Source organism: Polaribacter cellanae, assembly GCF_017569185.1.
GTDB classification, from domain to species: Bacteria; Bacteroidota; Bacteroidia; order Flavobacteriales; family Flavobacteriaceae; genus Polaribacter; species Polaribacter cellanae.
In genome coordinates, this window is record NZ_CP071869.1 from 1,230,001 (window position 1) to 1,245,119 (window position 15,119).

Below are 15,119 nucleotides of genomic sequence, written 5' to 3' on the forward strand. Positions count from 1 at the left end.
CAGTTTACAACCCATAGGGCCGTCTTCCTGCACGCGGCATGGCTGGGTCAGAGTTGCCTCCATTGCCCAATATTCCTCACTGCTGCCTCCCGTAGGAGTCTGGTCCGTGTCTCAGTACCAGTGTGGGGGATCTCCCTCTCAGGACCCCTACCTATCGATGTCTTGGTAAGCCGTTACCTTACCAACTAACTAATAGGACGCATAGCCATCTTTTACCGATAAATCTTTAATTAAGAAATCATGCGATTTCTCAATACTATAGGACATTAATCTTCATTTCTAAAGGCTATTCCCCTGTAAAAGGTAGGTTCTATACGCGTTACGCACCCGTGCGCCGGTCGTCATCTGATGCAAGCACCAATGTTACCCCTCGACTTGCATGTGTTAAGCCTGCCGCTAGCGTTCATCCTGAGCCAGGATCAAACTCTTCATTGTATATTTTTAATAATATGAATGAATAAGTTTCAAAAGAATTTACATTATTTAATAATGTGGTTATTCTACTCTTTGTTTACGCTGTCAATTTCAATATTTTCAATGAACTTCTTAGGGTATCGCACTCATACTTATCGCACTCGTTATAAATCCTAATTTGTAGAAACGTTAGACTTGAACTAACTAATAATTATACTAACTATTATTCCAAAATTTCTCTGATCGTTTTTGCTATTTCTGTTAGCGGGTGCAAATCTAAAACTTATTTTTGATTTGACAAGTAAAAAATAAAATAAATTTTACTTTTTTTAACCCCTAAAAAATGAACTTTACTCCCCGCTAAAACGGACGGCAAAGATACAACCTTTTTTATTTATCAACCTAATTAAAGTTTAGTTTTTTTATTCTTTTTTTTATTGCTAAAAAATGAACTTAAAGCAACACTCCCTGCACAGTTAACAAAGCTAAAAACAACATCTCAATGAACTCCGCTAAGAAATCGTATTTCCGTTAGCGGGTGCAAATATACAACTCATTTCTACATACACAACCTTTTTTTTGAATTCTTTTTAAAATTGTTTTTATACAGTTTTAATTCATTGAAAATATGATCGTTAGAATCTAAAGTTTTTTTTTACTTTTTTGAAGGTTTTAGAGAATGACTTTGATACGACCTAATTGTATTCGAAATAGATCCTATTTACAGTGTAAATAATTACTCTTATTAAACTTATTTGGATTGCAAACCTCTTAAAACTTCATTGAATTTGATTGCTTTCAACGTATTTTTACCACATAAAGACATAGAAAACATAGATTTAGTGCGGAATGTGGTTGGAAACTATGACTGTTTTAAAATCAAATCTTTGTAATAAAGTGAGTGAATTTTACCTTTATATATGATTAGTGATGCTTTTCTGTAAACTATAAATTGTATTAAGATGCCAGTGTTAGGGATTAAGCGGCTTGTTTGAGCTCTTTTATTGCCCTGAAGGCAAATAAAAAGCGAGTAGCGAAAGCCCGACCTCGCTTTTTCGCGAGGAAACACCCTAAAAAATACTCTTATATAATAAGTACATATATATATTGTGTAAAAAGTTGTTTTCTAATATCTTTGCAGTCTCAAAAAATTATATATTAAATGATTAAAATTACTTTACCTGACGGAAGTATTAAGGAGTTTGCAGTAAATAGCACTCCTATGGATGTTGCAAAAAGCATTAGTGAAGGTTTCGCAAGAAACGTTATATCTGCAAGTTTTAACGGAACAACCATTGAAACCTCTACTCCATTAACCACGGATGGTTCTTTAGTTTTATTCACATTTAATGATGATGATGGTAAGAAAGCTTTTTGGCATTCTTCGGCTCACGTTTTAGCGGAAGCTATTTTAAGTTTTTATCCAAATGCAAAGTTAACCATAGGGCCTGCAATTGATAATGGATTTTATTATGATGTAGATCTTGGTGATGCTGTTATTTCTGATAAAGATTTCCCTGCGATTGAAAAGAAATTTTTAGAGATTGCACGTGGAAAACACGAATTTTCGATTCGTTCTATTTCTAAAGCGGATGCTTTGTCTTTATATAAAAAAGAAAATAATGAGTATAAAATTGAGTTGATTGAAAACTTGACTGATGGAGATATTACTTTTTGCGACCACAGCAATTTTACCGATTTATGTAGAGGAGGCCATATTCCAAACACTGGAATTATAAAAGCCGTTAAAATAATGAGTGTTGCTGGTGCTTATTGGCGAGGTGACGAAAAGAATAATCAGTTGACGCGTGTTTACGGAATTAGTTTTCCGAAGCAAAAAATGCTTACTGAATATTTAGAGATATTAGAAGAAGCTAAAAAGAGAGATCATAGAAAGTTAGGAAAAGAATTAGAATTGTTTACTTTTTCGCAAAAAGTGGGTGCTGGTTTGCCTTTGTGGTTACCAAAAGGTGCTGCGTTGCGTGCTCGATTGGAAGATTTCTTAAAAGCAGCACAGAAAAAAGCGGGTTACGAAATGGTAATGACGCCTCATATTGGTCAGAAAGAATTATATGTTACTTCTGGGCACTATGAAAAATATGGTGAAGACAGTTTTCAGGCAATTAAAACTCCGAAAATGGATGAAGAGTTTTTATTAAAGCCAATGAATTGCCCACACCATTGTGAGGTTTACAATTTTAAACCTTATTCTTATAAAGATTTACCAAAACGTTTTGCAGAATTTGGAACGGTCTATAGATATGAGCAAAGTGGAGAGTTACATGGTTTAACACGTGTTCGAGGATTTACACAAGATGATGCGCATATTTTTTGTACTCCAGAACAATTAGATCAGGAATTTAAAGATGTTATTGATTTAGTTTTATATGTTTTCGGTTCTTTAGGTTTTGAAGATTTTACTGCTCAAGTTTCAATTAGAGACAAAAGCAATCCTGATAAATATATAGGAGACACAGAAACCTGGGAAATTGCGGAACAAGCAATTATAAATGCAGCAACTGATAAAGGTTTAGATTTTGTGATTGAAGAAGGTGAAGCTGCCTTTTATGGACCTAAATTAGACTTTATGGTAAAGGACGCCTTAGGCAGAAGCTGGCAGTTAGGAACCATTCAAGTTGATTATAACTTACCAAAACGTTTCGATTTAACCTATACTGGTTCCGATAATCAATCTCACAGACCTGTAATGATTCACAGAGCGCCATTTGGTTCTATGGAGCGTTTTATTGCAGTATTGCTAGAACATACAGGTGGAAATTTCCCACTTTGGTTAACACCAGATCAAGTTATCTTATTGCCAATCAGCGATAAATATCAAAAATATTCAGAAAAAGTTTTAGAATCGTTAGAAAATTCCGAAATTCGCGCCCTCGTAGATAACCGAAGTGAAAAAACTGGACGTAAAATACGGGATGCAGAAGTTGGCAAAATTCCATTTATGGTAATTGTTGGTGAAAAAGAAGCCCAAGATGGCACAGTTTCTGTGAGAAAACATGGCGAAGGAGATATTGGAACATTTACCATTGAAGAATTTATTTCTTTAATTAAAGCCGAAGAAAGTAAAACATTGAAGAAATTTTAATTAATTTTGAAATTCAATAAAAAATAATAAAGGTTGGAAAACAACCATAAGTTAAATTTAAAAATTTTAAGTCATAGCAATACGTAGAAGTAGGTCGAGAAGACCGTTAAGAGTAATCAAAGAAGATCAACATAGGATTAATGAAAAAATAAAATATGTTGACGAAGTTCGTCTCGTGGGCGATAATGTGGAAGTTGGTGTATATCCTTTAGATAAAGCTAAAGAATTGGCCAAAGAACAGGAGTTAGATTTGGTAGAAATTTCACCAAAAGCGAAACCCCCTGTTTGTAAAATTATTGATTACAAGAAATTCTTGTATGAGCAGAAAAAACGTGAGAAAGCATTAAAATCTAAAGCCACAAAAGTGACTATTAAAGAGATTCGTTTTGGACCTCAAACAGATGAGCACGATTACGAATTCAAGAAAAAACATGCCATAAAATTCTTACAAGATGGTGCTAAGTTAAAAGCATTTGTTTTCTTTAAAGGACGTTCGATTATCTTTAAAGAACAAGGGCAAATTCTTTTGTTGAAATTAGCGCAAGAGTTAGAAGAATATGGTAAGGTAGAGCAGTTACCAAAATTAGAAGGTAAACGTATGATTATGTTTATTGCTCCTAAAAAAGTAAAATAAAATTTAAAACAACCCTTTTACAAGTTAATTTGGATTATTTTAAATTAAAACACCTACAAAGTTTTTAATACTGAATCAAACTCAGCACAAGAAACTCTTAGGATATAAAGAATACTGAATACGTTTTAGATACTGAAACAAGTTCAGCATAAAAGTTTATAAGCAAGATAAAAACGAAGGAGAAATGCCTAAAATGAAAACCAAATCTAGCGCCAAAAAACGATTTAAAGTTACTGGTACTGGAAAAATTAAAAGAAAGCACGCGTTTAAAAGTCACATTTTAACAAAGAAGTCTAAAAAACGTAAATTAAAGTTAACTCACGATACTTTGGTACACAAAGCAGACGAGTCTAACATTAAGCAACAGTTAAACTTAAAATAAGTTTTAAGTTTAATAAGGGAATTTAATTATTAACCATGGAGTTAGGCAAATAAAAGAATTTTAAGTTATAAGTTTTAAGTTATGAGTTTCAGTCTAAAATAACTAACAACTAAAACCTAAAGACTATCAACTAAAAAAATCGCCTACTACAAAACACATTAAAATTATGCCAAGATCAGTAAATTCAGTAGCCTCAAGAAAAAGAAGAAAAAAAATCTTGAAGGCAGCAAAAGGTTACTTTGGACGTAGAAAAAACGTTTACACAGTAGCAAAAAATGCGGTTGAAAAAGGTATGCTTTATGCATATAGAGACCGTAAAAACAATAAGAGAAACTTCCGTTCTTTATGGATTGTACGTATTAACGCTGCAGCTCGTTTACATGGAATGTCTTACTCTCAGTTTATGGGAAAAGTAAAAGCGAACAACATCGAATTAAACCGTAAGGTTTTAGCAGATTTAGCTGTAAACAACCCAGACGCTTTTAAGGCAGTTGTAGAGAAAATAAAATAAATATAAATACTTGCTTATATAATAAAAACCCAAACATAATCGTTTGGGTTTTTTTTATAGATTTGTAAATACGTCAAAAAAAACTTTAAAATGAAATTAAAATTTATCACTTTTTGTTTATTAATTAGCACAATGTTTTCATTTGCACAAGAAACATCTCAAGAAACAGTTAAAGAAGACAGCTCTTTAGAAGGGCAATTTGATAAAATCTACAGAACCTCCACTTCTTACCAAGCCTATAAAGTAATTAGTAAAGAGAAATTTCAAAAATTAAAACGAGATGTTTTAGACTCTATTAAAGCTTCTCAAAAACTCATTTCAGAAAAAGAAAATTTACTAAAAATAGAGAGAGATAACGTTCAGAAAATTCAAACTAATTTATCTAAAACTCAATTAGATTTAGAGACGGCTACTAACAAAGAAAATTCAATTTCTTTATTTGGCTTACAGCTTAGTAAAATTACTTATAACCTTATTTTATGGGGCATTATTTTAGCACTAACTTTAGCATTATCTTATTTTGCTTTTAAATTTTCTAGAAGCCATATTATTACAAAAGATGCACAAAGTAATCTTTTAGAGATAGAACAAGAATTTGAAAAGCATCGTAAAAAGTCTTTGGAAAGAGAACAAAAATTAAGAAGACAACTTCAAGATGAAATTAACAAACAGCGAAATAACTAAATTGTTTTTTTTATCTTAATAATATATTAAGCAATGCTTCTTATTGCTAATAAATCTTTATTATACTCTATATATTATGCCTTTATGTTATTAAAGTGATAATAATAATACTTCAGTAGGTAATACCTGATATTTTTTTGTTAATTTAACGTCGTTAATTCATAAACAAACCACGTTTATTAATCATTAAATTATCTTTTAAGCCTATGAAAGTACTTTTTTTTACAAGAGAGTTCCCTCCATACGTATATGGTGGAGCTGGAGTTCATGTTGAATATTTAGCAAATGAACTTGCTAAATTAATGGAAGTTGATATAAGGTGTTTTGGTGATCAAGACTCGAAAGGCAATAATTTAACTGTAAAAGGTTTTCCTTATGAAAACCCTATTTTTAATAATTCTAACGATAAATTAAAAGCAGTATTTAAAACACTAAGTACTGGACTCCACATGAATGCTGCTCCAATTAATGCAGATGTAGTTCATTGCCATACTTGGTACGCACATTTTGCAGGAATTGTAGCCAAACTTTGTTATGGAATTCCATTAGTAATTACCACACACTCTTTAGAACCTTTACGCCCTTGGAAAAGAGAACAATTAGGTCGTGGTTACGATACTTCTTCTTGGATAGAAAAAACCGCAATTGAAATGGCAGATGCTATTATTGCTGTTTCAAAAGAAACCAAAGAAGATGTTTTAAAATATTTTAATGTCGATAAAAAAAAAGTAAAAGTAATTTACAACGGAATTAATTTACAAGAATATGTAACTACTTCCGATAGCAATACTTTAGATGAATATGGAGTTGATAAAAATAAACCTTACGTACTTTTTGTAGGAAGAATTACAAGACAAAAGGGAATTATTCATTTAGTAAACGCCATAAAGTATATAGATCCAGATACCCAAATTGTACTTTGTGCTGGAGCTCCAGACACTCCAGAAATTGGAGAAGAAATGAAAAATGCTGTTAACGAAGTTCAAAAAACACGCAGTAATGTTATTTGGATTGATAAAATGGTAACTAAAAAAGAAATTATTCAACTATATTCTCATGCAGATGTTTTTTGTTGCCCATCTATTTACGAACCTTTTGGAATTATAAATATCGAAGCTATGGCGTGTGACACAGCAGTTGTTGCAAGTGCTGTTGGTGGAATAAAAGAAGTAGTTGTACATAATGAAACTGGAATATTAATTCCTGTTGAACAACAAAAATCGGCACCATTCGAACCTGTAGACCCAGATAAATTCGCCAAAGATTTAGCAGATGGAGTTAATAAAGTTATTAATAATCCTGAATTAAGAACATCGATGGCAAAAAAAGGAAGACAAAGAGTTGAAAAACATTTCGATTGGGTTGCAATTGCAAAACAAGTAGAAGAATTATACAAATCACTAAAAAACTAACCAGATGATAAACGATAAAGTATTAGGAATTATTTTAGGAGGAGGACAAGGTTCTCGACTATATCCCTTAACAGAAGATAGATCGAAACCAGCTGTACCAATTGCAGGGAAATATAGGTTGGTAGATATTCCTATTTCTAACTGCATTAATTCAAATATTAAAAGAATGTATGTTTTAACGCAGTTTAATTCTGCCTCTCTAAATCAACATATAAAAAATACCTATCATTTTAGTTTTTTTAGTTCAGCTTTTGTAGATGTTTTGGCTGCAGAACAAACGATACATAGCGACAAATGGTTCCAAGGAACAGCAGATGCAGTAAGGCAAAGTATGCATCATTTTTTACAAAACGATTTCGAATATGCATTAATACTTTCTGGTGACCAATTATATCAAATGGATTTTAATGATATGATTAAAAAACATAGAGAAAGTAACGCAGAAATTTCTATAGCAACCTATCCTGTAAATGCAAAAGATGCAACTTCTTTTGGTATTTTAAAAACTAACGACGAAAACACAATTACGTCTTTTATAGAAAAACCAAGTGAAGATTTATTACCAGATTGGACTTCCGACGTTAGCCAACAAATGAAAAATGAAGGTAGACACTATCTTGCTTCCATGGGAATTTATATCTTTAACAGAGATCTTCTGGTAAAATTAATGACCAACCCAGATACTGTAGATTTTGGAAAAGAAATTATTCCGCAAGCTATTGGAGAACATAAAACCTTAAGTTACCAATATGAAGGATATTGGACAGACATAGGAAATATAGACTCTTTCTTTGAAGCAAACCTTGGCTTGGCAGAAAATGTGCCGAAATTTAATTTGTACGACGAAGAAAACAGAATTTATACAAGAGCGAGAATTTTACCAACCTCTAAAGTTTCTGGAACAATGCTTCACAAAGCCGTTATTGGAGAAGGATGTATTATAAATGCAGCCAAAATAGACACTTGTGTAATTGGAATTCGTTCTAGAATTGGAAAAGAAGCAGTTGTTTCGAATACCTACATGATGGGTAATGATAGTTTTGAATCTTTAGAAGAAGTTGCCAATAATAAAATAGAAATTATGATGGGAATTGGAGATAGATGTCACATAAATAATTGTATTATTGATAAAAATTGCAGAATTGGAGACGACACCAAAATTAATGGAGGCCCTCATTTAGAAGATGCAGAAACAGACACTTATTTTATAAAAGATGGTATTGTAGTTATTAAAAAAGAGGCTACAATTCCTAAAGGAACCATTATTGGAATGAACTAATTTTAAATTCTTAAAACATTAAAAGAAAAACGAATTAATGCAAAATCAAAGTAGAATTGTAATAGAAAACATAGCTCCTCAATTAAACTGTGGAGCTGTTTTTATAAAACGTGTTGTAAACGAAATTGTAACTGTAACTGCAAATGTTTTGGTAGATGGACATGATGTTATCCAAGCAAGTTTATTATACAAACATAAAAGCGAAAAAACCTGGAAAGAAACAAGAATGCATTCAACAAATAACGACGAATATACTGCAAGTTTTCAAGTAACAAAACAAGGTTTTTACGAATATAAATTAGAAGGTTGGGTAGATTATCCTTTGAACTGGCAATATGGAATTGACAGAAAAATAGATGATTATCAACATGTAAAATCAGAACTTTTAGAAGGAGCAGAATTACTAAAACCAATCGTTAAAAAAGCAACAGCAGAAGAAAAAAAATATTTAAATTCTTTAATTGCCATTTTTAAAGATGAAGCAAAATATGCAGAAGCCATAAAAGAAGCAGTTTCTAATCAACTAAAAGAAATTCTAACAAAATATCCTATTAAATTATTAGTACAAGAAAGCAAATCTTTATCTGTTTATGTAGATAGATTAAAAGCGCGTTTTAGTACTTGGTACGAATTTTTCCCAAGATCAGCATCTAAAACTCAAGGCAAACATGGTACTTTTAAAGATTGCCACAGATTGTTACCTAGAATCGCACAAATGGGGTTTGACACCTTGTACTTCCCTCCTATTCATCCAATTGGAGCAATAAACAGAAAAGGAAAAAATAATACTACAGAAGCAGAAAAAAATGACGTGGGTTCTACTTGGGGAATTGGTTCTAAATATGGAGGACATAAAGATATTCATCCAGAATTGGGTTCTTTAGAAGATTTTAAAGAATTAGTAAAAGAAGCAAAAAAACAAGGAATTGAGGTTGCCATGGATTATGCTTTACAAGCAGCTCCAGACCATCCTTGGGTAAAAGAACACCCAGATTGGTTTAAATGGAGACCCGATGGAACTGTACAATATGCAGAAAATCCGCCAAAAAAATACCAAGACATTTTACCAATCTACTGGGAAACTGCAGATTACAAAAATCTTTGGCAAGAATGTTTAGACACTTTATTTTACTGGATAAACTGTGGAATTAATGTATTTAGAGTAGACAATCCACACACAAAACCTTACTATTTTTGGGGCTGGATTATTACAGAAGTAAAGAAAAAACACCCAGATGTATTATTTTTAGCAGAAGCATTTACGCGCCCGAAAATAATGCAACAATTAGCAAAACAAGGCTACACACAATCTTATACTTATTTTACCTGGCGAGAATCGAAACACGAGATTATCGAGTATATGAATGAATTGACAAAGACAGATCAAAAAGAATATATGCGTCCGAATTTCTGGCCAAATACACCAGATATAAATCCGTTTCATTTGCAAAACGCACCAGAAGCAAAATTCCTTTTACGATATGCTTTGGCAGGAACTTTAAGTTCTAATATTGGAATTTACGGACCCGTTTTCGAACAAATGCTTAGTGAGCCAATTGTTGGAAAAGAAGAATATTATATGTCAGAAAAGTTTCAACTTTGCCATTATAACTGGAACAAACAAAATAGATTAACAGAAATTATTTCGTCAATCAATTCTATCAGAAAAAATAACGAATCTTTTCAGCAAACAAATAATATACAATTTTGTGAAACAGGAAACGATAATTTAATCGCTTTCTATAAATGGAATCAAGACAAAACCAACGAAACTTTAACGGTTATTAGTTTAGATGCCTATCATACACAATCTGGTTCTGTTCAAGTACCTCTGCAACAATTAAATGTACATCAAGGGCAAAAAATAGAAGTACACGATTTAATTACAAACAACTCTTACAATTGGTATAACGAGTGGAATTATGTGGAACTAAATCCATATATACCCTTTCATATATTTAAAATTAACAAATAAATTATGACACAAACAAAAGTACACAGTCTTTTTACAGATTTTGACATTGATTTATTTAAAGCAGGAAAACATTATCGTTTATACGAAAAATTCGGTGCACACATTATTACTGTAGATGGTGTAAAAGGAACGTATTTTGCAGTTTGGGCACCAAGTGCAAAAGCCGTTTCTGTAATTGGAGACTTTAACTTTTGGCAAGAAAACGAACATCATTTAAATGTACGTTGGGATGGAAGTGGAATCTGGGAAGGTTTTATTCCTAATGTTGGCAAAGGAGCAATTTACAAATACAAAATTCGCAATTCTAGTAACAATGTAATTACCGAAAAAGCAGATCCATTTGCCAGAAGATGTGAGCATCCACCAAAAACAGCCTCTGTAGTTTGGGAAGATAATTATGCTTGGAAAGACAAAAAATGGATGAAAAACAGAAAGAAAAATAACGCATTAGATGCGCCTTACTCTGTCTATGAAGTTCATTTAGGTTCTTGGAAAAAGCAAGTTGAAGAAAATCGTTTTTTAAGTTATACTGAATTGGCAGACGAATTGGTAAACTATGTAAAAGACATGAATTTTACCCACGTAGAATTTATGCCAATTATGGAATATCCTTACGACCCAAGTTGGGGGTATCAATTAACAGGATATTTTGCTCCAACATCGCGTTTTGGTTTTCCAGATGAATTTAAATTTCTGGTCGATAAATTTCACGAAAACGGAATTGGTGTTCTATTAGATTGGGTTCCTTCTCATTTCCCTTCAGATGACCATGGTTTAGGATTTTTCGATGGTTCTCATTTATACGAACATCCAGATAGAAGAAAAGGATATCACCAAGATTGGAAAAGTTTAATTTTTAATTACGGAAGAAACGAAGTAAAAGCATTTTTAATTAGTAACGCCATTTTTTGGTTAGACCAATATCATGCAGATGGTTTACGAGTAGACGCAGTTGCATCTATGTTATTTTTAGATTATTCTAGAAAAGATGGCGAGTGGGAACCAAATATGTATGGTGGAAACGAATATTTAGAAGCTGTAGATTTTATAAAAGAAATGAATATAGCTGTTTATGAAACTTTCCCTGATGTGCAAACAATCGCAGAAGAATCTACTTCTTTCCCAAAAGTTTCTCGACCAATTTACGATGGTGGTTTAGGTTTTGGAATGAAATGGATGATGGGTTGGATGCACGATACTTTAGAGTATTTTGCCAAAGAACCTTTGTATAGAAAACATCATCAAAACGATGTAACCTTCAGTTTAAATTACGCATTTACAGAAAACTTTATGTTACCACTTTCGCACGACGAAGTTGTGTATGGAAAGAAATCTATCGTTTCTAAAATGCCTGGAGATGAGTGGCAACGTTTCGCAAATTTAAGATTAATGTACAGTTATATGTTTACACATCCTGGAACAAAATTATTGTTTCAAGGTGGCGAATTTGGGCAAACTTCCGAATGGAATTTCGAAGGAAGTTTAGATTGGCATTTATTGCAATACGATGTACATAAAGGAGCACAAACTTTGGTAAAAGAATTAAATAAATTCTACAAAAAAGAAAAAGCATTGCATCAAAAACAGTTTTCTCACGAAGGTTTCGAGTGGATAGATTATAGAGATCATCAAAATTCGGTGTTATCTTATATGAGAAAAGGAAAAAATGAAAAAGACAATGTAATTATTGTGCTGAATATGACTCCAATTCCTAGAGAAAAATACAGAATTGGTTTACCGAAAGCAGGTGAATTAAAAGAGGTTTTTAATAGTGATGATAAAAAGTTTCATGGAACAAACTTGTATAAAAATAAAATTTCTGTATCTGAAAAAAAGAAGTGGAATAATAGAGAAAACTCTATTGAACTAAACTTACCACCTTTGGCAATGATTGCTTTTAAATACCAATAAGAAAACCAATTAAATAGCTGTTTATTTTTACTATAGTATTGGTAAAAATAAACAGCTATTTTTTAATTCTTCAAAATATATACCCGCTATTTTTATAGGATTCTGAATAATATAAACGCTTCAATTTTATTCTTATTTTTATAGTATTTTAGCATTTTATTTATCATAAATAAACTAAAACGTTATCGTAAAAAAAGAACTTTCCAGATAATTCTATTCTAAACTTTTACGACTTTTACACGATTAAAAAAACAAGCAAATATATATGATTGTTAATACTGAATTAGAACAAAAAGGAAATCTTTTTCCTTCAGAAATAATAAAATACAAAAAAGACGTAGATACACTTTATTTTACGACTAATAACAATGTAGTTCTTCAATTAACTGTTATTAGAGACAGTGTTATTCGTTTTCGTTATTCCACTACTGGAAAATTCGACAACGACTTTTCTTACGGAGTTACAATTCATGCAAGTAGAGGATATAGCTTTTTAAAAGTTACAGAAAACGAGACACACTACGTAATTACAACTGCAAAATTAGTTTGTAAAGTAAAAAAGCAAAGTTTACAAGTTAGTTTATACGATGCTATAGACATGAAACTAATTAACGAAGACGAAATTGGTTTTCATTGGGAAGAAAGTTACGAATATGGTGGAGACATCGTAAAAATGAGTAAAACTTGCCAAAAAGCAGAAAGTTTTTATGGTTTAGGAGACAAGCCTGTAGATGTAAATATGAAAGGGAAACGTTTCGAAAACTGGGCAACAGATTCTTACGCTTTTGGTAAAAATACAGATCCTATTTACAAGGCAATTCCTTTTTACACAGCTATCCAAGATAACAAAGCGTATGGAATTTTCTTCGACAATACGTTTAAATCTCATTTCGATTTCGCGCACGAGAGAAGAAATGTAACTAGTTTTTGGGCACAAGGTGGAGAGATGAATTATTATTTTATTTACGGTCCAGATATGAACGACGTAGTTAGAAATTACACAGATTTAACTGGAAAACCGCATGCTTTACCTCCATTATGGGCTTTAGGATTCCACCAATGTAAATGGAGTTACTATCCAGAAAGTAATGTTAAAGAAGTTACTAAAACGTTTAGAGATTTAAAAATACCTTGTGATGCTATTTATTTAGACATCGATTATATGGATGGTTTCCGTTGTTTTACTTGGGATAAAAATCATTTTCCTAACCCCAAAAAAATGGTAAAAGAATTAGAAAACGATGGTTTTAAAACGGTGGTTATTATAGATCCAGGAATTAAAATTGATTTGGAATATGATGTTTTTAAAGAAGCATTAGACAAAGATTATTTCTGTAAACGTGCAGATGGACCTTACATGAAAGGTAAAGTTTGGCCTGGAGAATGTTATTTCCCAGATTACACAAGACCAGAAGTAAGAGATTGGTGGGCAGGTTTGTTTAAAGAATTAATTGAAGATATTGGTGTAAAAGGTGTTTGGAACGATATGAACGAACCTGCAGTTATGGACGTTCCTAACAAATCATTTCCAAACGATGTTCGTCATGACTATGATGGAAACCCTTGTTCTCATAGAAAAGCACACAATATTTACGGAACACAAATGGCACGTGCAACCTACCATGGTTTAAAGAAATATGCGTATCCAAAAAGACCTTTTGTAATTACAAGATCTGCTTATGCTGGTGCCCAAAGATATACATCTACTTGGTTTGGAGACAATGTGGCAACTTGGGAACATTTAGCTGTAGCAAACAACCAAGCACAAAGAATGGCAATGTCTGGTTTTTCTTTTGCAGGAAGCGATATTGGTGGATTTGCAGAACAACCTCAAGGAGAATTATTTGCAAGATGGATTCAGTTAGGAATCTTCCATACTTTCTGTAGAGTACACTCTTCTGGAGATCATGGAGATCAAGAACCTTGGGTTTTTGGTGATGAAATTACAGATATTGTAAGAAAATTCGTAGAAATTAGATATCAACTTTTACCCTATTTATATACTTCTTTCTGGAAATATTTAAATGACGGAACACCAATGCTAAAATCTTTAGTGCTATATGACCAAAAAGATCATCAAACACATTACAGAAGTGATGAGTTTGTTTTTGGAGAACAAATTTTAGCCTGCCCAATTATAGAGCCAAATGCCAAAGGAAGAAGAATGTACATTCCAAGAGGTAAATGGTATAATTTCTGGACCAACGAAGTTGTAGAAGGTGGAAAAGAAATGTGGGTTGATGCAGATATCGATAGCATGCCAATCTTTGTAAAAGAAGGTGCAGTTATCCCAAAATATCCTGTACAACAATATGTAGGAGAAAAAGATTTCGACGAAATTACTTTAGATGTGTACTATAAAGAAGGCAAAGAATCTTCTAAATTATATGACGATGCACATGATGGCTATGATTACAAAAAAGGAAGGTTTAGTTTGCGTACTTTTAAAGTAACAGGAAAAAAAGAAGAGTTTATCTTACAACAACACAAACGTGGCGATTTTGACGCTAACTACTCTAACTTTAAAATTGTATTCCACAATTTACCGTTCGAAATTACGTCAGTTCAAATCGATAATGTGGAAATTGAATTAGACAGAGTAAATTGCTCTGAAACAAAAGCTATCACTATAAATAAAGAGTTTACAGAGCTCCATTTGTTCGGGAAATAAATTATTTTATATCCCTGAGCTCAGGGATATGTATCCCTGAGCTCAGGGATATAAAAAATATACGGAGTTCAGGGATTGTTTGGTATTAGATTCTACAATATCTTTGTAGTGTTCGTAAGTTCTATATTTTCCCCATTTGTATA

The 15,119-nt window shown here is 32.2% G+C and carries 10 protein-coding genes and 1 rRNA gene (1 of these 11 running past the window's edge); 10 read left to right on the top strand and 1 reads right to left on the bottom strand.

Features of this window, described 5'->3' with window-relative positions; genetic code table 11:
• Positions 1–435, bottom strand: a 16S ribosomal RNA gene (locus J3359_RS05555) (it extends 1,085 nt beyond the left edge of the window).
• 1,141 nt (positions 436–1,576) lie between these two features.
• Between J3359_RS05555 and thrS the strand changes: the two genes are divergently transcribed.
• The 10 genes from thrS (at position 1,577) to J3359_RS05605 (ending at position 14,976) form a co-directional block, all read left to right on the top strand.
• Entirely contained in the window at positions 1,577–3,517 is a 1,941-nt protein-coding gene (gene thrS, locus J3359_RS05560) for a threonine--tRNA ligase (RefSeq protein ID WP_208079736.1), read from the top strand.
• Between the two features lie 115 nt (positions 3,518–3,632).
• Entirely contained in the window at positions 3,633–4,151 is a 519-nt protein-coding gene (gene infC / locus J3359_RS05565; RefSeq protein WP_298782467.1) for a translation initiation factor IF-3, read from the top strand.
• A gap of 184 nt (positions 4,152–4,335) precedes the next feature.
• Positions 4,336–4,533 (top strand): 50S ribosomal protein L35, encoded by a 198-nt coding sequence (gene rpmI, locus J3359_RS05570; RefSeq protein WP_088354787.1) that lies wholly within the window; start codon positions 4,336–4,338, stop codon positions 4,531–4,533.
• Positions 4,534–4,699: 166 nt separating this feature from the next.
• Complete coding sequence (rplT, locus tag J3359_RS05575; RefSeq protein ID WP_036823323.1) at positions 4,700–5,044, top strand: 50S ribosomal protein L20; 345 nt, start codon at positions 4,700–4,702, stop codon at positions 5,042–5,044.
• A gap of 90 nt (positions 5,045–5,134) precedes the next feature.
• Positions 5,135–5,728, top strand: coding sequence for a hypothetical protein (locus tag J3359_RS05580; RefSeq protein ID WP_208079737.1), 594 nt, complete (start codon positions 5,135–5,137; stop codon positions 5,726–5,728).
• Between the two features lie 206 nt (positions 5,729–5,934).
• Positions 5,935–7,140 carry a glycogen synthase gene (gene glgA, locus J3359_RS05585; protein ID WP_208079738.1) on the top strand — a complete coding sequence of 402 codons (1,206 nt, stop codon included), beginning with the start codon at positions 5,935–5,937 and terminating at the stop codon, positions 7,138–7,140.
• A 4-nt stretch (positions 7,141–7,144) separates the two neighbouring features.
• Positions 7,145–8,419 carry a glucose-1-phosphate adenylyltransferase gene (locus tag J3359_RS05590; RefSeq protein ID WP_208079739.1) on the top strand — a complete coding sequence of 425 codons (1,275 nt, stop codon included), beginning with the start codon at positions 7,145–7,147 and terminating at the stop codon, positions 8,417–8,419.
• Positions 8,420–8,456: 37 nt separating this feature from the next.
• Positions 8,457–10,394 carry an alpha-1,4-glucan--maltose-1-phosphate maltosyltransferase gene (locus J3359_RS05595; protein WP_208079740.1) on the top strand — a complete coding sequence of 646 codons (1,938 nt, stop codon included), beginning with the start codon at positions 8,457–8,459 and terminating at the stop codon, positions 10,392–10,394.
• Between the two features lie 3 nt (positions 10,395–10,397).
• Entirely contained in the window at positions 10,398–12,305 is a 1,908-nt protein-coding gene (glgB, locus tag J3359_RS05600) for a 1,4-alpha-glucan branching protein GlgB (protein ID WP_208079741.1), read from the top strand.
• A 265-nt stretch (positions 12,306–12,570) separates the two neighbouring features.
• A complete protein-coding gene (locus tag J3359_RS05605; RefSeq protein WP_208079742.1) occupies positions 12,571–14,976 on the top strand; it encodes a glycoside hydrolase family 31 protein in 2,406 nt (801 codons plus the stop codon).
• Positions 14,977–15,119: the final 143 nt, after the last annotated feature.

What these genes read in the sequence shown, in the direction of transcription:
- J3359_RS05580 (WP_208079737.1), top strand. Translation starts at nt 5,135, where the DNA reads ATGAAATTAAAATTTATCACTTTTTGTTTATTAATTAGCACAATGTTT.
- glgA (WP_208079738.1), top strand. Translation starts at nt 5,935, where the DNA reads ATGAAAGTACTTTTTTTTACAAGAGAGTTCCCTCCATACGTATATGGT.
- J3359_RS05590 (WP_208079739.1), top strand. Translation starts at nt 7,145, where the DNA reads ATGATAAACGATAAAGTATTAGGAATTATTTTAGGAGGAGGACAAGGT.
- thrS (WP_208079736.1), top strand. Translation starts at nt 1,577, where the DNA reads ATGATTAAAATTACTTTACCTGACGGAAGTATTAAGGAGTTTGCAGTA.
- rplT (WP_036823323.1), top strand. Translation starts at nt 4,700, where the DNA reads ATGCCAAGATCAGTAAATTCAGTAGCCTCAAGAAAAAGAAGAAAAAAA.
- rpmI (WP_088354787.1), top strand. Translation starts at nt 4,336, where the DNA reads ATGCCTAAAATGAAAACCAAATCTAGCGCCAAAAAACGATTTAAAGTT.
- J3359_RS05605 (WP_208079742.1), top strand. Translation starts at nt 12,571, where the DNA reads ATGATTGTTAATACTGAATTAGAACAAAAAGGAAATCTTTTTCCTTCA.
- J3359_RS05595 (WP_208079740.1), top strand. Translation starts at nt 8,457, where the DNA reads ATGCAAAATCAAAGTAGAATTGTAATAGAAAACATAGCTCCTCAATTA.
- glgB (WP_208079741.1), top strand. Translation starts at nt 10,398, where the DNA reads ATGACACAAACAAAAGTACACAGTCTTTTTACAGATTTTGACATTGAT.